A 21,706-nucleotide genomic window follows, 5' to 3' on the forward strand; every position below is an offset into this window, starting at 1 on the left:
GGTAAACCATTCGATCCTGCGCTTCATCAGGCTTGACGCGGATAACAGTATCTACCGCATGCCGGACGGGATTATAAACCCCGCCCCGCTCGGATTGCCCTGCCCCGCATCGACATTACAGACAACAGAACAATCAACAAAAAAAAAACGGGCCAAGGAATCAATCCTTGACCCGCCAAGAGAGGCACACTACGGGACTAAAACGAATGGATACGGATGCCTTACTTCGCCCGGCTGCCGATGCCTTGCGCCAGCAGCGGAATTTTGTAGGCGGCGCCGCGCCCGACCACATACAGGATTTTCTTGTCCTTACCTGCGAACGCCAGATTTTGCGGCTTCTTCGGGATCGGAATCACGCCCAGCGCTCCGCCTGCCGCATCGAAGACCTCGACGCCGGCATTCGAGGCTACATACAGACGACTTTCGTCGTCTAGCGCCAGGCCGTCGGCGCCGCTGGACCAGCCCTCTTCGCCCTGTTTCCAGCCTTCCAGCTTGGCGAAGTTGCGCCGGTTCGAAATCGATCCGTCGGCGGCGATGTCGTAGGCGAGGATGTGTTCGCCCAACGTGTTCGCCACATACAGCACTTTTTCATCTTTGCTCAATTGAATCCCGTTGGGCCGTTCGATATCGTTGGCCAGCCGTTTCAATTCGCCGGACGGGCTAATGTAAAACACGCCCGGATGCGACGGCGGCGGATTGGGCTGTTCTTTGGTGGGCCGCGTGCCGCTGTCGGTAAAATAAATCGCGCCGTTGCTCGCCCGGACCAGATCGTTCGGCCGCTGGAATTCCACGCCTTCGAACTTTTCGGCCAGCGTCTTTTTCTTGTTGGCGGGATACACGACGCCGACCTTCGTTTTCACGGTCTGCACCGCGTACAGCTCGCCTTCGCTGCCCCAGGCCAGCCCATTGGACCCGTTGGAATTTTTCAAAAACACCGACACCTGGTCGTCGGGCGCGATACGCAAGATGTTATTGGCCTGGGTTTCAGTAAACAACAGGCTGCCGTCGGGATGCGCGATCGGCCCTTCGGTGCCCTTGAAGCCGTCCTGGATCAGCTCGATTACGACCCCGCCGGCCGCGACGCCCGGTATCGCCGGCGTGACCGGATCGTCGGCCTGCACGGCACCCGCAACGAGTAACAGCCCTAAGCTGGAAATTGATTTAAGTAACATGAAATTCTCCTGAAATTTGAAATTGCATTGCGTTGAGTCTTAAGCGTTAAAACTTGGCCCGGAAATGCACGCCGTAATAACGCGCATCGCCGTAAGTCCCGGTGGAAGCGCCGGTGCTGGACCAGTTGCTGGAATTGGTCAGATAGATCGTGTCGAAGACGTTTCTGCCGACCAGATCCAGGTTGTATTTGCCGTCCCGGGTGCCGAGCCCGATGCCGCCGTCGGTCACGTGATAGGCCGGTTGTTTGCCGGATGCGGAGAGGCTGGCGTTATAGTTGGCCGCGGACTTGAAGCTGTCCACCAGGAAGGCGTGCCATTGCAGGCCGTAATCCCTGCCGACGCCTAAACCGAACGGCACCCGGTAATCGAAACCGAAGTTGGCGGTGAAAGCCGGCGCATTCGGCAGCGTCAGGCCGGTCTGGTCGCAAACCGCCGCGTTCGCCTCGGGCGGGCAAGGCGCGTTCTTGAAGTCGGTATAAACCGCATGGTTGTACGAACCGTTCAGGAACAGATTCAGGCCGGGCGTGACGTCCCAGCTCGACTCCAGTTCGATGCCGCGCAGTTGGATGCCCTCGACGTTACCCAAACGGGTTCTGAACTGGCCGGGACGCTGCTCATCCGGTATGACCAATTGCGATTGGAAGCCTTCCACATCGGTTTGGTAAAGGTTCAGGTTGAACACCAGTGTTTTATCCAGCCAGCTGCTCTTGATGCCCAATTCGTAATCCATCACGTCTTCCGGATCGACGTTTTCGACTTCGCCGGTATTCGCGTTGAATTGCGCGGCGCCGGATTTCTGGCCGCCGGCCACCGAGAAATAAGCCATGATGTCGTCGGTGATTTTATAGCTCGGATTGACCAGCCAGTTCTGCGAGTTCTGGTCGAAGCCCTGCCGTTCGGCTACCCAGTTCGGCCTGATCTGGCCGTTCCGAATCGCCAGCGCGTCGGTCAGGTTCTGCGCGGTTGCGCCGATCGAAGAGGCCAAGGCGGTCAAATCGGCGCCCCCGATGGCGTAATGGTTGCCCGAGTTGGAGCGCTGCTCGAACGTATTGCGCAAACCCAAGGTCAGCGTCGCCGCGTCGGTGACATGCCAGTTGATCTGCCCATAGGCGGCATAACTGTCGGTAGCCGGATTCAGGTAGGCGGTGTCCATCAATTCGCGCAGCGCGGCACTCATCATCTGCCGGCCGACCGCCGTCGAATTCAGGCGCCCGTATTGCGCATTGTTCGCATAAAAAGCGCCCGCGTCGTCGCCGAAATGGTTCTGGCTCAAGGTTTCCGCCACGCTGCGCATCGTGAAGACGCCGGCCTGGTAATCGACCGGCCCCGGCTCCCTGGAGGCGATCCGGAATTCCTGCGACCATTGCTCGTTGTCGACCGTCACGCCGCCGATGCGCATGATGTCGGCCACCGACCGGTCGCCGTCATGGTGCGGTTCGAACAGCGAGTTCCGGTAGGCCGAAACCGAGGTAAACCGGTGACCGAGCACGTCCCAGTTGATTTCGGCGGATACGCCCTCGCTGTCGGCGCGGGATTTCAGTTTATTGTCCTGCGCGACTTTCCGGGGATCGCCGATCACCGTGATAGGCTGCCCGGACCGTTCGAAGACATCGAACCAGTCGCGCGCCAGGCGGGAGCTGTAGGTGATCGGCCGCACCGTGCCGTCCGCGAAGGTCGCCGGATCCAGCATGTTGGGGTTCACGCTCATGCTTTGCGTGGAGGAGGTTCGATCCAGAATGAAGCGCGCGGACAATTCGTCGCTCGGCGTCAGCAAGAACTGCAGGCGTCCGCCCATTGAATCGGTTTCCTGCAGCTTGCCGTCGGTAACCGCGATATCCAGGTTTTCGACGAAGCCGTCGCGCTTGTCGATGTAGCCGGAAGCCCGGTAGGCCAGCAAGCCGGGCAAAACCGTGCCGGTCGCGCCGAACTTGCCCTGCAGGGAGTTGCGGTTGCCGGCGAAGCCGTCGGCGTAATAGCCCGGCTTGAAGCTGGGCGTCTGGCTGACCACGTTGATCAGGCCCAGGTTGCTGTTCTTGCCCTGCAGGGTGCCCTGCGGGCCGCGCAGGACTTCGACATGGTCGATATCGGCGAAATTGACCCAGGTCGAACCGACCCAGGACTGCCAGACGTTGTCGATCATCACGCCGACGCTGGACTCCATCGATTCGTTGCCGCTGTTCTTGCCCAAGCCGCGCAGCGCGATACTGGTCTGCCGCGCATTGGTGTTGGTCACGCCGAGGTTGGGCACGCGCCGTGCAAAATCCTGCACGCTGACGATGTTGTCCCGTTTCATCTGCTCGCCGCCGATCACCGCGACCGGAATCGGCACTTCCTGGAGCTTTTCTTCCTTGCGCCGCGAGGTAACCGTCACTTCGGCCAGATTCTTCGGCTCTTCCGGCTTCGCTTCTTCGGCTGCTTCCGGCGCGGCTGCCGCCACCGCGCCGGCCTGCCCGCTCCCACCGGCCGCGGCGCTGGCCGCCGCCGGGGTATCCAACGGCGCCTCAACAGCGCCTTGCTGAAGTAATTCCTGCTCGCGCTGCTTCGACGCTTCCAGTTCCCGCGTCAGGCGCTCGACCTGCGCCTTCAGGTCGGCAACCGAGTCGCCGCCGGACGTATTGGCCGGCTCCGCAGACGCGTTGTGGGCGCCCAGCAGCGCTGTGCCGGCAACGGCCAGCGCCACGGAAGACGCCAATCTGCGCCGGCGGCTGATTGCAGGGGGAGCGCTCTCCCGTTCGGCGTCTAACGAAGAGACGCCCGTTGCATGTTCTTTCACTCATTCACCTATGCGTTAAGGGTTGATAAAGCCGTCAATCGCCAACGCAATCGGCTGTCCCGGGCGGGATTGACGCTGTGTTGGCCGTTTACAACCCTTAACGCAAACGATGTGCCAACCGTTATCCGCCAAGCTGTAGGCATAGGTAAAGATCAGTAATTGATTGATATTGAAGTTTTTAAATCCTCATCGGCCTCTGAAATCTTCCTTACGTTTACCCGATATGCCGAGAAAGCCTGCTGATTTGTCCACAGGCACTGCTGTCGATCTGTACTTGAGCCAGCAGTCCCTCGACCGGTGCCGCACGGGTCTGCCCGGTCTTCAGCGGGAACATTATTCTTTCCGCCATTCATAGCCGAGCGTAGGGCTTCCGGACTCAGTTAAATTCTTTCAGATGGGCAAAAAAAAACGGGCTGAGAAAAAGTTCTCAGCCCGCGCAAGAAGTAGACACTGTAGGACAGGAGCGATCTAGCAAAAGACTTTTCATGATCCGGCCTGACTCACACCTTTAGGCCGGATGAAGATGGCCTCCTGCGCGGATTACCGGGTAATAATCGCGCAATGACGGGCGGATAGGCTTAGTCATGCGGATAGAGCGAAAGGTAAGGCTGGAAGATCAGCTCGTTATTGAACTTGGTTTCGGTCGGCAGGCCCTGGAAATACGCCCAGCCGTCCCGGTCCTTGCCGTCGACCACGCCGTCGTTGTTCAGGTCGAGCTGAACCAGCGGTTGCGTGGGAACGGCTCCGGCATAAGCATATTTGGGCTGGCCATTGTAGCCTTCCCAAATATTTCTGACATGCGTGTAATGGCCGTACTTGGACAGCGCATTGGCGGCCTGGACGCTACGGTGGCCGGTCGCGCACAATACGTAGAGCGGCTGGTCCTTGTCCGGAAAAACCGACTCGACATAAGCGACGAAGTCTTCGATCGGCAATGTGCCGTCTTTGCCGTCCGCAACCAGGAAGCCGACTTCGGGATCGATCGAGATGTCGTAGCCGATGTAATCGGTCGAATCGTTCGCTTCGCTCGGGCTGCCGGTCACATGCGGAAACGGAATGTTATAGGCACCGGGCGGATGACCGGCGACATATTCCTCGATCCGGCGGACATCGAGGATCACCGGTTTTTTGTCCTTGATGTCTCCGATGCCGGGCGCATGCGGTTTGGATTTATTCCATTTGTTCTGGCTGGTATGCAGCCAGGCGCTAGCCGCGCTGATTTCGGACTCGTACAGCACCGGATAGCCGTAACGATTGCCGGTAGTGTCCGCGATCGCCGATGAAAGCGATAGAAGGCCGACTCCGGCCAATAAGATTTTGCTGTTTCGGTTTGGCATAATTTGACTCAGAATGATCAAGGGTTCAGGAACGGACAACTGTCCTATTCAGGTAAAAGCAAAATCGATACCAGATCAAATCAACCCAAAAAGCACTTTATTTTTCAATTACTTATTACCAGCGCACCAGCCGATACGGGGCTGGTTTTATTAAAACTGCTGGCCAACGGACATCCGATCAACACCGCTGCTGTGAATCGAACAATTCATCAAGCTGCGGTGAAAGCGGGTTTCATTCGCTCCGGCGCGCCTGTTCGGACACAGGCTCCTGGCCAGCACCAGCCGCGTTCACTTCGGTTTCGAACGGCGTCACCTTCAGATCCTGCAGCTTGAATTGGTAAGCCTCGGCCAGATTTTCGGTTTCGACCTTGCCGATCCCGGTAATCGGCTCCACCTCGGCAAGCTTGTTCCAAAAGCCCTTGTTCCGGTATTGATCGACAATTTCGCCGTTGACCCCGATCAGAGCTTTATTGTTTTCCGTGCATTGGGCGATCCATTTTTCCCGTTCCTGAACCGCCGCGACCAACAGGTGGTTATCGTTTTGAATCGACTTGGCCTGGGCGACGATTTCCTTCAGCTTGTCCTGAAGATTGCGCTCGCGCGTGCCCGCCCGCTGCAACTGTTCCTGCAGCGCGCCGTTGGCACTTCGCGAGTTCTCCAGGCCGGCCCGGTATTGTTCGACCAGGCCCTTGAGCGGTTCGAGCCGGGCGACTTCGCCGCGCAGTTTTTCCGCTTCGTCCGCAAGCGCCTTTTTCTCGGCTTCGAGCGCGGCTTTTTCCTCGCTCAACTGCCGCAGCATGCCCTGCGCTTTTCTGAGGGCCTGCGCCGCGGCATCGTTCTGCTTGGGCGCTGCCGGGCTTGCCGGGCTCCAGGTGTGCACAGCCAGGCAAAACGCCAATAACCACCAGCCTTTCGCCGAATTCGGATGCCTTATTCCGGCGGAAATCAGAAACCTATTCATCATTCATCATCCGGTTAGAAGCGTACGTTCAGGTCGACCGCGGCCGTATCGATGCTCAGCTTCGGGCCATCGATCGAATCGGTGCTGCTCCAGCGCAGGTTGACCCAGGTATTCCTTGCCAGGCCGTAGCTGCCGCCGATCCACCAGCCCTTCGCATCGGTGCCGCCGGCGTGGAACAGCGATTCGGTAAACGCATCCAGCACCGCGTCGCGCTCTACGTAACGGTAGGCCAGAAACACGTTCCAGGCCATGAAACGGCGGATGTCCGGATCGCCGATGTCGAACCTGATCTGAAACGCGCTGGTTTTTTCGCGATTGTCCGCCAAGAGCCCCGGAAACTCGCGCTCGATCCGGGCCGCGTCATAGCCGACGTTTTTCGCGTAATCGGCCGTTATTACCGCATGGGTGCCCGAGAAGTCGACGTCGTAAATCGCGGTCAGGTTGAAGATATTGAAATCCGAAGCCAGGCCGTACAGGCAGCCCTGGCCGATCGTACTCTGCGCGCTGGTGCAGCGGGGATTGAAGCCGTCGTTCAGGTTGATCGGCACCAGCGAGTTGCCTTTCTGGATGAATTCGGGCGCGGTCCAATCGTTCTCGAAACTGCCGCGCGCATTCGGCCGGGCACGGATGTTCTTGTAACCGTAATAGGCGGCGGCGACCTTCAGCCGCGAATCGTTCCGCACCAGCCAGTCCGCGCCGAGCTGCCCGCCGAACAGCCATTTGTCGGCGGTCGACAGGTTAATTTCCTGAATCGGGAAAACGCCGAGCGTGGCGAAAACGCTATCCGGGGTCTGCGGACCGAAGTTGATCCCCGAACGCCCGCTCAAATCGTTGGTCAGCGCGGCCTTGTACGCTTTGACTTTGGCGGAGTCCTGGTTGAAACGGTACCGGAAGGTGCCGGCCAGCCCCTGAAAGCTCAAGTCGGGATCGTACACCACGTCGGTCGAAACCCAGGGATTCGCAAAACGGCCGCCGTACAGCGTAAACCAGTCGTTGCCTTTGTTGTCGACGAAATCGTATTGCAGGAATCCCCGGTCGATCGCGAATTCGAAGGATTGACCGGTGTTTCCCAACGCCTGATCGTTGGACACCGGGTTGCGGATATTGCTGGTCGCCAGCCGGATGCCCGCTTTCAAATGTTCGGCGATCTTCATGTCCAGACCGAGACGGAAGCGTTCGGAAAATCGAAACCTGTCTTTCGTGGTATTCAAATATTCCCTGCCCTTATTGCGCGCCGCCAGATGCCCGCCGGCCTCGTTGATCGACAGATAATCGTACATCGGCTCGTTATCCGGCTGGAAGAAATCGTCGGCGCCGCGGATGCGCATATCGAAACTGAGCTTGGTATTCGCGACCCATTCCGGCAAGGCGCCCGGAATGCCCCATTGTTCCTGCTTGGCATCCGCCTTCACTTCTTTGACGACTTCGTTTTTCAAATCGGCGCGCACCTGCCGGCGGATTTCTTCCTTCACGAATTCGGGCACATAACCGACAAACACCGGTTTGCCGTTGCCGTTGCCGGCTCCAACGCCTGACCCTGCGGCCGGAACTGCCGCATCGTCCGCCAACGGTTTCTCCGCCTGCTCCCGGACCAGCTGCTGTTTCGCTTCGGTTTGCGCTTTCGCCTTCGCCTTGTTGATCAATCTCGCCGCTTTCTGCTTATCCAGCAGGCCCTGTTCGACGAACAGTTCGACCAGATTTTCCGCGGTGTTTTTCAGTTCCAGCAGCTCTTCGCGCTCGCCGTCCATCTGTTTCTTGAGGGTGAGCAGATCCTCTTTCTCATCGGCCATCGCAGGCGACAGAAAAGCGCCCGCCAGGACGGCGGCCAGGGTGTTTCTGATAACAATCATTGTGAGTCTCGGTAATGCTTGAATATTGATTCGATGAGATTGCACCGTAGCCAATTGCTTCGATGTAGATACTGTTTTAAATTCTCGAAGTGACCTTGATTTTCAGCGGCTGGGGCATGTTTTCCGGCGGCGCTTTCGATAACGCGAAACGCAGTTTCGGCAAGGCCGAGCGGATGCTCTGATCGACTTCCGGCTTGCCGCTGCCCGAGTCCAGCTCGGCACGACTGACCCGGCCGTCCGCGCCGATCCAGACGTTCAGCAGTACGCTGTAGGCCGTCTTGCCGGCCGGAGTTCCGGCCAGGAGGGATTGCATCTCGCCTTCCAGACGGCGCTTGACCTGGCCGCCGTACCAGAGAATCGCGCTGCCGCCGCTGCCGCCCAGGAGGCCTCGGCCGCCTTTTTTTCCGACCAGCCCGAACCCGTCCGAACCGGCCCCGCCTTCGGCATCGACGCCCAGTTCCTCGCCGGGCGGCTGTTCGGCCTCGTCGGGCTCGGGCTTCGGCTCTTCCTCGGGCTCCGGCTCCGGCACTTTTTCCGGCTCGGGTTCGGGCTCCGGCGGTTTCTGTTCCGGCGGCGGAGGCGGGGGCGGCGGGGGCTGGATCACGGTGATCTGCTGGATCTGTTTTTTCGCCTGCAGCGGTTTTTCGAACATGCCCTGGAGCCGGTACACGCCGACCGCGATCAGTAGGGTCAGGATGCCGCCGATGATCGCGGGCAGCCGCTTCAGCCATATCTTGCGTCGATCCATCGCCGTTACTTCACCAGTTTCTGCGTTACCAGCCCGAGCTGGCCGATTTCGAGCCGGGTCACCACATCGAGCACCTCGATCACTTTTTCATACTGGATCGTCGCGTCGGCCTTCAGCACAACCGGCAAATCCGGCGTCGCGGCCTTATACTGTGCAAGCCGGGTTTCCAGTTCCTGAATCGAAACCGGATAAGTGTCGAGATAGATGGTGCCGTCCTGCGCGATCGAAATCGCCTTGGTTTTCGGCTTCGACAAGGACGGCGTGCTGCTGGCCTTCGGCAGGTTGACCGTAATGCCCTGCACCGTGGCCGTCGTCATGATGATGAAGATCAGCAGCAGCACGTAGGCGACATCGAGCATCGGCGTGATGTTGATGTCGTCGTAGACTTTGCCTTCCTCTCCGACTTTCATGGCTGCGCTCCCCGCTGCCGGTCGGCGCTGCGCAGCGACACGATCGCCAGGAATTCATCGGTGAACACCTGCATGTCAGCGGTGACATCCTTGATCCGAGTCAACAGATAGTTGTAGGCGAACAGCGCCGGAATCGCGACCGCCAGCCCCGCGACCGTCGCCAGCAGCGCGCCGGAGATGCCCGGCGCGATCGAGTTGATGTTTACGTCGCCGGTCGCCGCGATCACCGCGAAGGTGATCATCACCCCGAGCACGGTGCCGAGCAGCCCCAGGAACGGGCCGCCGGAGATCGCGATGGTCAGCAGCACCATGTTCTTGTTCAGCTTCTGGCTCTCCCGCACGACGGCCGCGTCCAGCCGGGCGCGCACCACGTTCAGCGCTTCCGCGCTCAGCGCGGTGTCGGCGCCGCCGAAGTGCAGCTTCAGCTCCTGCACGCCGGCATGGTAGATGTGGTAAATCGGCGAGCCCTGGAAATGGTCGTGCTTGCCAGCCACCGCCGCCAGAAACTCCGATTGTTCGTTCTCGCGCTCTTCCTCCGTTTCTTCGGCATCCAGCCGGCCGAAATCGGTGGTCGCGAGGTTTCGGTATTGCGCCAGGAAGTCTTCGTTTTCCTTGCGGGCCCGGTTCAAGGTCAGGGTCTTGCCGACCATTACCAGGAGGCTGATCACCAGCATCACGCCGCACAGCGCGATCACGACCCAGCCGTCGACGGTCAGGCTTTGCAAAATGATCGCGAAATAATTCAGGTCGTCGCCCGAACCCGAGGATTCGTCCTGGCCGAAATTGAGCACGGTGAAATCGGGGCTCTGGCTGCGGAACTGCAGCTTGATCCAGTTCGCGCTGCGCGCCTGTTTGGCGACCTGCACTTCGTCGAGCAGGCCGATCAGGTTGCGGCCCTGCCCGTCGCCGCCGATCGCCAGCGCCGGCGTGAGCGCGGCCAGCTGGATCGGCGAGGTGCCGACATTCTGCCCGTTCAGGTAAAGCTCCAGCGCATCCTTACGGGCGACCAGCGCCAGATGCTGCCATTTCGCCGGCTCGACATTCACCGCGGCAGTTTGCGCTACATCGCCGCCCGCGCCCTGGTAGCGGGCAATCGCGGAAGTGCCTTCCAGCGCCAGTTCGATCCGTCCGGCCGTATCCTTCGCCTCGAACAGCGTCGCGCCACCTTGGGCCTGGTCGATTTTGACCCAGGCGCTGAACGTCAGGCCGCTGTCGGGCGTGACCGCCAGGGCCGGGTTCGCATTGACGCCGATCCCGCCCTGGCCGTCGAATTTCGCGGCGGCCCCGATGAAACCGGCCGGATCGATGGCCGCCTTGGAGGACGCCGCATGCAGCGCATAGGCGGTGGCGTCCTGCGGCAGCGCCTCGCCTTCGCGGAAATGGAAGACCAGCGCCTGGTTCGCGTCATAGATGCCCTGGGCATCGGAACCGTCCGCCGCGTTCGCGTTGCCGTAATACATCGAAAAGCCGTCGGTGCTCTCGCCGCCGCGGACGGCCGGCACCTTGACCCAGACCAGCCCGAGCTCGGTCAGCGTATCGAGCTTTTCGATGTGGTGTTTCAGCGGGGTCTTGTCGTCCAGCATGAAGCGCAGGTCCTTGCCGTTTTCCGCCAGGTCGAGAAAAAAGCCGAAGTTGCCCGCGTGCAGGCGCACCAGCAGTGGAACGTCGTGCAGGGTTTCCCCAATGTCGGCGCCGGTCGCGCCGGCATCCACGGTCAGCTGTTTGCGCGACGGCCAGTCGTCGTTCCACCACGCCTGGGCGCACAACGGGATCAGGATAAGCGCCATTCCCAACCGGAAACGGCCGATAAGCGATTTTTTCATCGAAAATAAAGTCCTAAAAATTGAAAGCTCATTAAATTGCGCCACTGCCTTTGCCCTAAAGCCAGCCTTCGCAGGATGTGCCGACGCAAGGAGGCGCATCAAATCGCGACTAATGCGAATGATGCGCTTCACTTCGTTCAGCACATCCTACGGTTTTGCCCTTGCCTTGAAAGCCAACCTGCGTAGGATGGGCTGACGCAAGGAAACCCATCGTTCGCGCGCGATCTCCTGAAACACCTGCGTACCTTAAAAAACCAGAACCGTGGAGAGTCCTGCACAAGGTACGCGCAGCGTACCCTACGGATTTTTAAATCCCGCAGCCCGGCTTGCCTTCGCGAATATCGCTGACCGAGCAGTCACCGTAACCGACCACATCGGTGCTGATCATGCTGACGACCGAGCTCCGGCTGTCTTTTCGCTCATCGTCGTCCTGCCCGCCGCTGTTTTCGGCGCTGTCGGCGGCCGATTTCGCCGCGCTGGCCGCGGCGCTGTCGGCGCCCGAAGGCACCACCGGCGCCGGCGGCGCGGTCGGTACGCCGACCGTGCCGCCGGAAGCCTGAATGTTCGAAGCGCCGACCACCGCCGTCGCCGCGATCACGATCTGCCCGCCGCTGATGCCCGCCTCGCCCGCGTCGACGATGCCCTGCGGCGCCGCCAGCGTGACCTGGCCGTCGCCGATCGCCTGGATGCCACTGCCGGACACGATCGGCGGAAAAATCGTGACGATGTTGCCTTTCTCGTCCACCAGCGTGACCGGCGGCGGCGCCGCGATCGCCGATTTGGCGCCTTTGCCGGCGTCGATGCTGCCTTTCGACGACCAAACCGTGATATCGCCGCCGCTCAACGTGAAGACGCGCGACTGGTTCACGTTGAAATCCTTTTGGATCAGCGCGTTCAAATCGCCTTCCTGCTGCACCACGATGCCGAGCTCGTCCGCGGCCTTGTGGATGCCCGCGAGCTGGCCCGCCAACCCGACGTCGATCTTGCCGCCGGGCGCGGCCAGGTTGATGCCGCCGCCGTCCAGCGTCTTGATCTGGCTGAAGACGAGGCTGAGGTCGCCGGCGTATTGATCGCCCGGAAACAGCGTTTCAATGGCATCGAAACCGCGCTGGTACAGTTTGGCGCGTCCGCCTGCCGGCGCCGCGGCCGCGGCGGCCGCCGACTGCTTGATTTCCTCGAACAGCACCTTCAGAAACACGTCCAGATGTTCGCGCCGCCCGCGTTCATCGAGACCTGCCAGCGCCTGCAATGCCGCACGGTATTCGGGCTGCGCCTGATAGCGCTCGATAAAGCCGTCGAAATCGATCGCGTCGGAGAGCCCGGCCAGGAGATTGATCGACGCGCCGTTCGGGCTCAACGCCGGGTTCACGATGTTGCCGATCGTCCGGATGCCGGCGGAACTGCCGAGATTGACATTGCGTCCCGCCAGCACCTGCAGTTGGCCCGGCCCGCCCACCTCGATCTTGTTCGGATTGGCCAGCACGACGCCGTCCGAACTGATCTGGGTATTGAAGGCGATGTCCCGGCCCGCCTGAATCAGCGATACATCGTCGTTTTTCAGATTTTGTCCGGACACACTTAAATTCCTGATATCCCGGCCCGCGACGAATTCGGAAGCCTTTGGCAGGAAGAAAATCACCTGCGCGCCGGGCGCGAAAGCGATGTCGCCGAGGTTGGCCCGAATCACCGGCTTGCTGCCGTTATTCAGGTGCACCGGCGTTGCGGCGTGAATGATGTTTGCGACCGGGCTGAACGGGTCGAGCCGTTCCTGGGCTCTGATCAGGCCGTCCTTCAGACTGCCTTCCAGCGACCTTGTCGGCGAAAGACTATCCGGCAGCAGCGACACGTCCGCATCGGACATGTTCACCGTGACCGTCTCGCCGGCGGCCGCCGAGGAGCGGACGTTCCGGCCTGCCAAAAGCTCCAGTTGGCCTTGCGCCGACGGGAACAGCGTCATCGATTTGTGGATGGCGATATCGCCGGACAGCGCGGCCGCCTTCACGATGCCGGGGTAAACCGAATATTCGAAACCGGCGCCGGCGTCGTTCTGGAACAGGATGTTCCCCGCGGTCGACAAAAACTCGACCGCGCTGTCCGCGCCGTAGGTGAAAAACCGCGATTCGCCGTCGACCGGCTGCGTCTGTTTTGCCACGGTCGGGTTGTAAACGCCGCTCAGATTGATGTCCTGGCGCGCCTGAATGTCGAAGCGGGCGTCGCCCAATTCGAATACCGCGCCCTTGCCCGCGCCATTGGCCGCCACGCTGCCCCCGGCTTTCAGCGCGGCCGTGCCGAGCCCGGTATAAAACTCGCCGCCGACGATGTCGTTGCCGGCCGTGACCGCCAGATTGCCGCCGCCGTTGACCGCGATGCCGTTCTTGAGCCACTGGTTCGGTGCGGACTCGACCGAGCCGAGCGGTTTGCCGGTGGTTGGAATCATCACCGAAAGGTCGCGGATATCGCCGCCGGCTTCGACGCTGACGTTGCCGCCGCCGAGTGCGCCGACGTTCTGGTTGAAGTTCCGGATGCCTTTGGCGGCGGGGATGCTGCCGGTCTGGCTGCTGCGATCGCCGCTGATATTGATGCCCCACAGGGTCGGCGTCTTGTTGTCCGCCAGGGATCCGCTCCGGACCAGCCAATCGGTCATTTTCTGCCCGGTATTCACGCCGTCGATGTCGCCGTCCGCGCGCAGTTTGATGTCGCCGCCCCGGGTCGGAAATTCGGCTTTTTGAAACAGCGTGCCGATCCGGGTCTCATCCAGGTAGCCGAAGCGGAGCAGGTCGTCCATCAACGCCGGATCGAGGCGGTTCAGGTAATCCGCCTCGCTCTCGCCGGCCAGGCGCGCGGGCACGCCGGGCACTTCGCCGCGCAGCAGCTGGTTGCGGGTGTACTTGGCGGTCGTGCCGATCGTGTAGACCGCCGCGGCCGCCGTCGCGTCGGACGGGTCGCTTGCGAAACGGATGTCGTTGCCCGCGTCGATCGCGATCGAGCCTGTGCCGGTCCGGACCTTGACCTGGGTTTTGACCGGCGCGCTCGAATTCGGCGTCAAAGGATTCCTGGCCAGATAGGAGGCGGCCAGGTTCACGTCGTTGCCCGCGATCAGGTTATAGCTCCAGGATTTGCCCGCTTGCAGCATGTCCTGGTAGACCCGGTTGGTCTGGCCCGGAATCGAATCGACCGCAAAGGCGTCGGTCAGCGAGGCATTGATATTCAGGTCGTTGCCGGCCCTGAGGGTCAAAAACCCGGGCAAGGCGTTGCCGCCACCGTAGCGCCAGTCGATCAGGTCCCAGGTATCCGCCAGCGTCAGGTTTTGCCCGCCGCGGATTTCCAGGCCCGGCAGCAGGGCGATGCCGGCGCCGGCGAAATCCGGCGCATGCGCCATGAAATCGGCGGTCTCCGCTTTCCAGGATGCGATATTGGCGGCGGTGATCGTTGTTTGGCCGTCGTAAATCCGCGTGGCCTCCAGCACGCTCCGGTCTGCATCGGCACCGGTAATGGCGGTCTTGATCGCGGCCACGTTGACCGTATTGCCCGCGTCCCTGCCGGTACGCAGATGCAGCGCACCGCCAAGGCCGCCCTCGCCGCCGGCCAGTTCGATCGCGCCGCCGGCCAGATCCAGGAGGCCGCTGCCGGCGTCGTCCCGGTGCACGGTATCCAGCGTGACGCGGCCGCCTTCCGCGCCCTTGGCGGAAGCACTCGCGTCGATTCTTGCGGAAGGGCCGAGCGCGATCCCGTTTCTTCCGTAAATCGCCACCTCGCCGCCCTGGCCGCCGCTCGCGTCGAGCGTTCCGTTCAGATTCACCTTGCCCTGGTCGGCCGAAAGATCGAACCGGCGCGCCGTCACGGTATCGCCGGCGGCTACGGTCACATCGCCGCTGCGCTGGCGCAGCGACACTTCCTGGGAAAATCCGGCCGCCGTAAGTTTGGCATTCAGATCCGAAAAGCCGCCGTCGCCGAAACTCAGCGCGTCGAGGCGCAGGCTTCCCGACTGCTGTTCGGCATTCGCCGGTTCATCGCCCAACGCGCTAACCAAGCCGTTCCACAAAAATTGCCCGCGCGCCGCCCGCACATCCAATAGACCTGCATCGCCGGCCAGCCGGATTTCGGCGCCAGCGGCCAGGTCGACGTTGCCGGCTACCGAAGACAGCATCACGGTGCCCGCCGGCGAGAAGCGATCGAGTTCGCCGAACGGGACGGTCCGTCCGGAAACGTCGATCGAAGCGCCCGCGTTCAAAGCCAAATCGCCGGTCAGCGCATTCAGTTCCAGAATCCCGGAAGGCAGATCGAAACGGCCGCTGCTGTCGATCGCATCGGCCCTGATCGACCAGCGGACGCCCAGGCCGGCCGGCGAAAGCCCTTCCGCCCCGGCCGGCGAAGCCAATGACACCCGATGGCCCACGGCGTCGATAGCGGTCGTGGCGCCTGCGTCGCCGGTGAAATGCCCGGCGTTTAGGGCCAGGTCGCCGTCGACGCGCCAGATGCCCGGCGCCGACAGGCTGCTGTTGCCGGTCGCAGGATCCAGGACCTGTCCCGTACCCTTTACCGCATCGGTGGCATTCACGGTAACCTGACCGAATCCGTCGACCGCATAAGCGCCGCTGCCCAATTCGAAAGTGCGGGTATTGAACACCAGGCTGCCGGAACCGGTCCCGCTGTGCTGCGAGCCGGAGCCGCTATTGAACAGGCGGATGCTGTCGGCGGAAAACTCGGCCGTGGAGCCGGCGTCATTGAAGCCGTTAATGGCTGCCGCGCCGATTTGGAGCCGTTTCGCGTCGATCCCGACCGCGCCGTAAATATCCAGGTCGGTCGCGCTGATCAGCTGCAATTCGTCCAGATCGAAGGCGGTTTTCGACAACACCAGGCCCGGCGTATCGGCGGGCGCCTCGCCCAGGCTGATCCGGCTCGATTTCAACGCCAGCGAGCCGCCCTGCATGTCGATGTCGCCGTCGAACACGGTATTCCGGGTCGAATCGAGCCCCATCGAACCGCCGGCCGCGAGCCGCGCGCCGCCTTCGACCGTCAGCGTGCCGGTGTTGCCGGTCACCGCCTTGTCGCGAATGACGTTCACCTGCGCCGAGGAAGACACCCGCAGCAAGGCGCCGTCGCTGCTGGCCGCGCCCTTGTTGTCCACCAGCAGGTCGGGTCCGGCCTTGCCCGTATTGCCGGCGCTCTCGACCACGGCGCCGCTCTCCAGTTTGAGCTGGTCGCGCGCGGCCAGCACGATTTCCCGGCCGCTCAATTGCGCGTCGCCGGCCACATTCAGGGTTTGCGTCGACACCCTCACGCGCTGTCCGCCCTTTTCCTTGCTGCGCACGCCGCCCAACAGCAGGCTCGGTGCGTTCAGTGCGTTCAGGTCGCCGTCGAACAGGCTGACCGTGCCGGCCGGGCCCGACGCCACGTCGTCGCGGCTGCCGACCACGCGGAGTCGGTCGGCGCTGATATCCACCTGGCCGCCCAGGCCGTTCAACGCAGAGGCCGCAGCGAGTTCGGCACCCAGGGCCAAGCTGTTGCGGACATCGATCGACAGGCTGCCGGCATCCTTCGGAAGCTGCGGCGCAGCCGTGCCTTCGGCCGCCGCTTTATCGGCAAAAAACGTATTGGCCGAATAATCCTTGAATTCGGACCGGGCCCGGGCGATATCGCCTTTCTCGACCGCGAACCCTTGCCAGCGGGCATCCTGAATACCGGCGCTCGGCGCGCCGTAACGCCCGGCGACGATGGTCGCGCCGGCAAAGTCCTGCTGGACCTGGCCGGGCTGCAAATCCTTGAATCCGGCTTTGGGCGTGACCAGGTACGCGCCCGGCAACAAGGCGTAATGGGCCGGCAGCAGGGTGTACCAACCGGCACTCAAGCCCGCGCCTTCGCTCAGGTAGACGCTGTCGCCGACGGTCAGGCCGGATTTCGGGAACTCCAGGGGGTCGTAGGGCGTCAGCGCATTGCCGAGCCCCGGCATCACCGCGAACTGCTGCGTAAAACCGGGACTGTTCGGATTCAGCACATCGGTGCTGCCGCCGGGACCCGGAATGAATTCGTAGGCGTAAAGGTCGCCGCCGCCGGACAAGTCGACTTTCGCGCCGTCCTGCAGCGCGATGTCCTGTCCCGAAAAGGTCAGCCGTTTTTCCGGCGGCGTATCGATCAGCCGGTTGATCGCGCCGGTCGTATCCAGCGGATACAGCCAGTTCATCCCGCCCGACACTTGGCCGAACGGCACGGTCAGGCCGTCGCCCGACACCGAGGTCAGGCTGCCCGGCGCCAGTTCCAGCGTCTTTTCGGCATTCAGCGCCAGCGTTCCGAACGATGCTTTCAGCACGCCCGCCTGGACGATGTTCGGCGCATTGACGGTCAGGCGGCCGCCCGCCGACAGCACCGGCGCCGAAGCGCCGCCGCTGTTTTCGATGCGCACGGTTCGGCCGTCGCCGCTCACATTGATCGTGTAGTCGGTCAGCGTGGCCGGATAGACCTGGCCCGCAGCGATCGTCAGATCACCGTCCAGCTTCAGTTCGCCGAGAAAATCCTTGGTGTCGCGGCGCACGCGGATGCCCACCGCCCGCACGTCGCCCGCGCTGGCCAGCTTGACGTCTCCGAAACCGTTGAAGCTCAGGCCGCCGACCAGGTCGATACCCTTCGCGTTGACGGTGAACCGGCCGCTGCCGCCGACCGCATCCGGCGCCAGACTGCTTGAAAACGAGCCGTCGCCCAACGCCGTATCGAGCCGGCTTTGCGTCGAGCCCAGCGCCGCGTAAGCGGTGTTCAGGACCACCTGCCCATCCTGGGTTTTCAGGGTGGGGGAATCCAGCAGGATGCTTCCGGCCGCATCGAGCTTAACGTCGCCCTTGAACAGAATGCTGCCGGTATGCCGGTTGCCCGCGGCCGCATCGGTCTTGAACGACAGCGAAGCGGCGCCGGAGGCGTTCAGTTTATCGGCGCTCAGCAAGGCGCGGCCGTTGTAGGCGCCGCCGATCGCGTCGCCCGGACGCAACTCGGCCGGAATCGAGGCGGCCGCGTCCGCCGCAATTTCGAGCGAGCGCGGTTTGGCGACCGCTTGGTCGTCCGGAAAGCCCCCGCCCGGAATCGGAAAATCCGGCTTCTGCCTGAGTCCGCCGTCCAGTTCGAAGGCCAGCGTGCCGCCGCCTGCGCCTTTGCCGCCTTGCGCCTTGAAGGTGCCGTCCGCCAGGATGCCTTCCCCGGCCTTCAGAGTGATCGTGCCGCCGGCGGATGAAACCGCCTTCGACACCGTCTTGACCTCGGTCCCTCGGTCCCGGATTTCCCTGAAATCCAGCGTGCTGGCCGTGCCGGAAACGTCGATTTCGGAGCCGGCATAGGCCACGATATAACCGCGGTTCGCAGTCAGCTCGACATGGCCTCCCGGCAGCACGTCGCCCATGCGCAGGCCGTAAGGATTCAGTTCGGCTTGGTAAACGCCGCGCGCCGCCAAGCGGCTTTCGGCACCCAGCCAGATGCCCTGGGAGGCGAAAAATCCGCTGTCGCCCGCAGTCGGCACGTCCAGAGTCAGGAATATTTGACCGCCCGGCGCCTCGATCGCGCCGTCGAGGAAAATCGAGGTATCCGAATTCAAGGCGACGGTGCTTCCGATGTCCGACCTGATCGCAGCGCCTTTGCCGACGCTCAGCACGGCGTTACGGTCCTGGCTCGCCGATTGGCTTACGGACAGCGCCAGGCCGGTCGGGTCACGCACGAACTCCGGCAGCGTGACCGCGGATGCGACACCTTTCAGGGAAGTGCCGCTGGGTTTCAGGTAAGTGTCGCTCTTGAGCTGCAGATTGCTTTGCAGCGGTTTCAACTGCACGTTGTCCGCTACCTTCAAGCCGTAAAAGTTCGCCGTGATGGAGTAATCGCCGAAGCCGCCCTGCTGAAAAAAGCCGGGCTGCAGGACAAGAGGCGTCGCGGCGGAATCCGGACGGCCAGGCGCCGCGTCGGCCGGACCGATAATGACCTCGTTGCTGCCGATGTTCAAACGGCCGCCGTGCTGCAGCGCCCATCCCGACAGGCTGCCGCCGAGCAGCAGGCTGGAAATCTTGCCGCCGCCCTGGTGCGTTTGGGCCAGTAAATCGATGGTGCCGCCTTTGCCGTCCGCGGGCGAGCCGTCGGCCTTGAGCCAGGCGCCGCCGCCGACGTCGATCCGGCTGCCTTTGTCGAGGCGCAGATCGCCCTGTTCGGTGACCAGCGAAACATGGCCGCCGTCTATCGAGGCCGCCGCCAAGGGCATGCCGTCGCGGACGCTCAGCCAGTCGTTGATCCAGGCGCCGCCGACGTCGATCGCGGCATGGGAGCCCAGGGTAATGAAGCTCGGCAGCAGGCCCGACGCGCTCAGCTCGATCGGTTTGAACGACACCTCGCCCGAACGGCTGGCGATCGATCCGAACATTTCGAACCCCGTCGATTCCAAGGTCAGCGCCGCGTGATCGTCCATGTCGATGTGCGCACCCTCGTCGATCCGTATCAAACCGTTGGTTTTGATGTCGACATTCCGAATGCCTCCGCGCTGGAACAGGCTCGGATCGATGACCAATGCGGCGGCTTCGGCCGAACCTTCGGCTTTGCGCGGCAGCGGGTCGTCCGCGCCCAAATCGGGCAAGACCGGCGCGGTTCCGAACACGATGTCCTGCCGGCCGAACAGATTGTCGTTGCTCAAGTCGATGCTCAGCGTGCCTCCCGGCGCGCGCTGATCGGGCGTCCGCTGATAGGGACCGACGACCGTGGCGCCGTTCAGCGTGCCGTCCAGCCGCGCTTCATAAGCGCTGATATTCAGGCTGCCGCCCGCCTTGCCTTCGATATAACCGGCCTCGAAGCGCCGCGTCAGCGAAGCCGCCGGCAACCGCTGGCGGATCGCCCAGGGCGCGTATTTGATCCGGTCCCCAAGCAAAGCCGCATCGTAGCGGCGGTTCGGATCGGCTTCGGAAATATCGAAAATTTCGCCGCCCGAGACCAGCTTGGTGGTGCTGATAAAGCCGTCCCGGTAGTTGACCGAGCCGCCGGAGAAGTCGAGCGTGCTGCCCGGCTTCGCGACGATATCCCCGCTGGATTTCAGATCGATGGTGCCGCCCGACGTGCTGCGTTCGTCGATGTTGCGCGCGATCCGGTCCACCGCGCCCTTGATGTCGGCGAGCGGGATGCCGGCTTTGGTCAAGGCGCCGGTCTCGGCATCGTAGGCCAGATTGGCATCGCGCAGGTCGACAGAGACCTTTTCGCCGGCCAGGACGCCGTCGCGCTGTAAGGGCGAATCGCGCAGTTCGTTCTTGCGCAGCTCGACTTCGACGACATTCCGCTCCATCGCCAGGCTGACGTTCTTGACGCCGGACACGTCCACCTTGCTGCCGCTTTCCAGGTAGATCCGCGCGTTGCCTTTGATCGTCGGATTGGCCGGATTGTCCACCGCCTGAATCGATACGTTGCCCGATTTCGCCTGCACCAGGGACTGGTCCTTCAGCCTGACCTGATGGCCGCTGATTTCGATTTTCGAACGCGGCTGCGCCTGGGCGTCGATCGCGGTCGCGGTTTTGTCGGCATCCAGTTCGACGCGGGTCACGCTGCCTTTGTCCAACGTCACGGTCGCCCGGGTGCCGAGGCCGTCGCCCGCATCGGCCGTCCGGACCGTCGCCGCGGGCCGCAGCTTGCCGCCGGTCGAGGCAGGGTTTTGGATGCCCTCGCGCGCCAGCAGTCTGACCGTGCCGTTCAACTGCACCGAGGTGGTCGCCGAAGCGATGCCTTTCTGGTTGACCGCAAAGCCCATCAGGCTGACGTTGCCGCGTTCGGCCATGATTTTGCCGAGGTTGTTGACTTCGCCGCCTTTATTCACTTCGACCAGCAGGCCGCGGATATCCGAATCGCTGCCGGCTTCCTGGAGATAGACCTTGTCCTGGGCGGCCGCGACGATCGTCTGGCCGTCCGGCGTTTCGATCCTGCCGACATTGGTCACGCTCGGCGCCGCAATGATCACCCGGCCGCCGGCGCCCTGGGTTTTGATCTGCGCCCCGTTTTCGATGAAAATCTGGATCTTGACCTTATCGCCGTTCTGGTCGCGTACATACTGGCCCTGGTCGTTTTTCAGGTAGATTTCGCCGCTGCCCTGCAAGGCGGCGCTGTTGTTGATATCGAAAACTTTGGTGATGCCGCGCTGGAAGGTTTCGTCGCTGATGCCCAGCGTCGTCGCGACCAGCGAGTTCACATTGACCTGCGAATCCTTGCCGAACACGAAACCGTTCTGATTGACCAGGTAAACCTGGCCGTTGGCTTGCAGGGAGCCCAGGATACGGCTCGGGCTCAGGTCGTGGATCCGGTTCAGCGCGATCGACGTCGAACCCGGCTGGTCGAAGCGCACGCTGCTGCCCGCGTCGATGTTGAAGCTTTTCCAGTCCAGCGTCGCCTTGTCGGTAATCTGCTTGATGTTCAACGCATTGCCGGCGACCTGGGCGGTCGCCTGGCCTTGGGTCGCGATATCGACCGGCGTCTGGGTCAACGGGCCGGTGTTCAGCGGCACCGGCAATTCGGCACGTACGGGCGGCACATCCATCCCGAGCGCCAGACCGCCGGCGATCAGCATCCTGATCGCGGTGACCAGTGGCTTGAGCCGGAATGCATGTTCATTCTTTCTGAGAGCGGAATCCTGTTTCATGA

The 21,706-nt window shown here is 62.4% G+C and carries 9 protein-coding genes; all 9 read right to left on the bottom strand.

All coding sequences use genetic code 11. From position 1 onward, the window contains the following. Nucleotides 1-221 precede the first annotated feature (221 nt). Entirely contained in the window at nucleotides 222-1,172 is a 951-nt protein-coding gene (locus tag JJL52_RS20230) for an SMP-30/gluconolactonase/LRE family protein (RefSeq protein ID WP_202054333.1), read from the bottom strand. Between the two features lie 46 nt (nucleotides 1,173-1,218). Next, nucleotides 1,219-3,945 carry a TonB-dependent receptor domain-containing protein gene (locus tag JJL52_RS20235; RefSeq protein WP_202054334.1) on the bottom strand — a complete coding sequence of 909 codons (2,727 nt, stop codon included), beginning with the start codon at nucleotides 3,943-3,945 and terminating at the stop codon, nucleotides 1,219-1,221. 578 nt (nucleotides 3,946-4,523) lie between these two features. Further along, nucleotides 4,524-5,282, bottom strand: a complete 759-nt coding sequence (locus tag JJL52_RS20240; RefSeq protein WP_202054335.1) for a rhodanese-like domain-containing protein — start codon at nucleotides 5,280-5,282, stop codon at nucleotides 4,524-4,526. Nucleotides 5,283-5,514: 232 nt separating this feature from the next. Continuing rightward, nucleotides 5,515-6,243: a hypothetical protein gene (locus JJL52_RS20245; protein WP_202054336.1), complete on the bottom strand. Its 729-nt coding sequence runs from the start codon at nucleotides 6,241-6,243 to the stop codon at nucleotides 5,515-5,517. A gap of 14 nt (nucleotides 6,244-6,257) precedes the next feature. After that, on the bottom strand, nucleotides 6,258-8,093 hold the full coding sequence (locus JJL52_RS20250) for a putative porin (RefSeq protein ID WP_202054337.1): 1,836 nt from the start codon (nucleotides 8,091-8,093) through the stop codon (nucleotides 6,258-6,260). A 76-nt stretch (nucleotides 8,094-8,169) separates the two neighbouring features. Further along, complete coding sequence (locus tag JJL52_RS20255) at nucleotides 8,170-8,841, bottom strand: energy transducer TonB family protein (protein ID WP_202054338.1); 672 nt, start codon at nucleotides 8,839-8,841, stop codon at nucleotides 8,170-8,172. Between the two features lie 5 nt (nucleotides 8,842-8,846). After that, on the bottom strand, nucleotides 8,847-9,251 hold the full coding sequence (locus tag JJL52_RS20260; RefSeq protein ID WP_202054339.1) for an ExbD/TolR family protein: 405 nt from the start codon (nucleotides 9,249-9,251) through the stop codon (nucleotides 8,847-8,849). Then, nucleotides 9,248-11,074 (bottom strand): DUF2341 domain-containing protein, encoded by a 1,827-nt coding sequence (locus JJL52_RS20265; RefSeq protein ID WP_202054340.1) that lies wholly within the window; start codon nucleotides 11,072-11,074, stop codon nucleotides 9,248-9,250. Before JJL52_RS20265 ends, JJL52_RS20260 begins: the two co-directional genes overlap by 4 nt. 307 nt (nucleotides 11,075-11,381) lie before the next feature. After that, nucleotides 11,382-21,704, bottom strand: a complete 10,323-nt coding sequence (locus JJL52_RS20270; protein WP_202054341.1) for a filamentous hemagglutinin family protein — start codon at nucleotides 21,702-21,704, stop codon at nucleotides 11,382-11,384. Nucleotides 21,705-21,706 lie beyond the last annotated feature (2 nt).

Source organism: Candidatus Methylomicrobium oryzae, from assembly GCF_016745425.1.
Classification (GTDB): domain Bacteria; phylum Pseudomonadota; class Gammaproteobacteria; order Methylococcales; family Methylomonadaceae; genus Methylomicrobium; species Methylomicrobium oryzae.

Coding starts and splice junctions, on each gene's coding strand:
- JJL52_RS20265 (WP_202054340.1), bottom strand. CDS start 11,074: ATGAAAAAATCGCTTATCGGCCGTTTCCGGTTGGGAATGGCGCTTATC.
- JJL52_RS20230 (WP_202054333.1), bottom strand. CDS start 1,172: ATGTTACTTAAATCAATTTCCAGCTTAGGGCTGTTACTCGTTGCGGGT.
- JJL52_RS20240 (WP_202054335.1), bottom strand. CDS start 5,282: ATGCCAAACCGAAACAGCAAAATCTTATTGGCCGGAGTCGGCCTTCTA.
- JJL52_RS20260 (WP_202054339.1), bottom strand. CDS start 9,251: ATGAAAGTCGGAGAGGAAGGCAAAGTCTACGACGACATCAACATCACG.
- JJL52_RS20245 (WP_202054336.1), bottom strand. CDS start 6,243: ATGAATAGGTTTCTGATTTCCGCCGGAATAAGGCATCCGAATTCGGCG.
- JJL52_RS20250 (WP_202054337.1), bottom strand. CDS start 8,093: ATGATTGTTATCAGAAACACCCTGGCCGCCGTCCTGGCGGGCGCTTTT.
- JJL52_RS20255 (WP_202054338.1), bottom strand. CDS start 8,841: ATGGATCGACGCAAGATATGGCTGAAGCGGCTGCCCGCGATCATCGGC.
- JJL52_RS20270 (WP_202054341.1), bottom strand. CDS start 21,704: ATGAAACAGGATTCCGCTCTCAGAAAGAATGAACATGCATTCCGGCTC.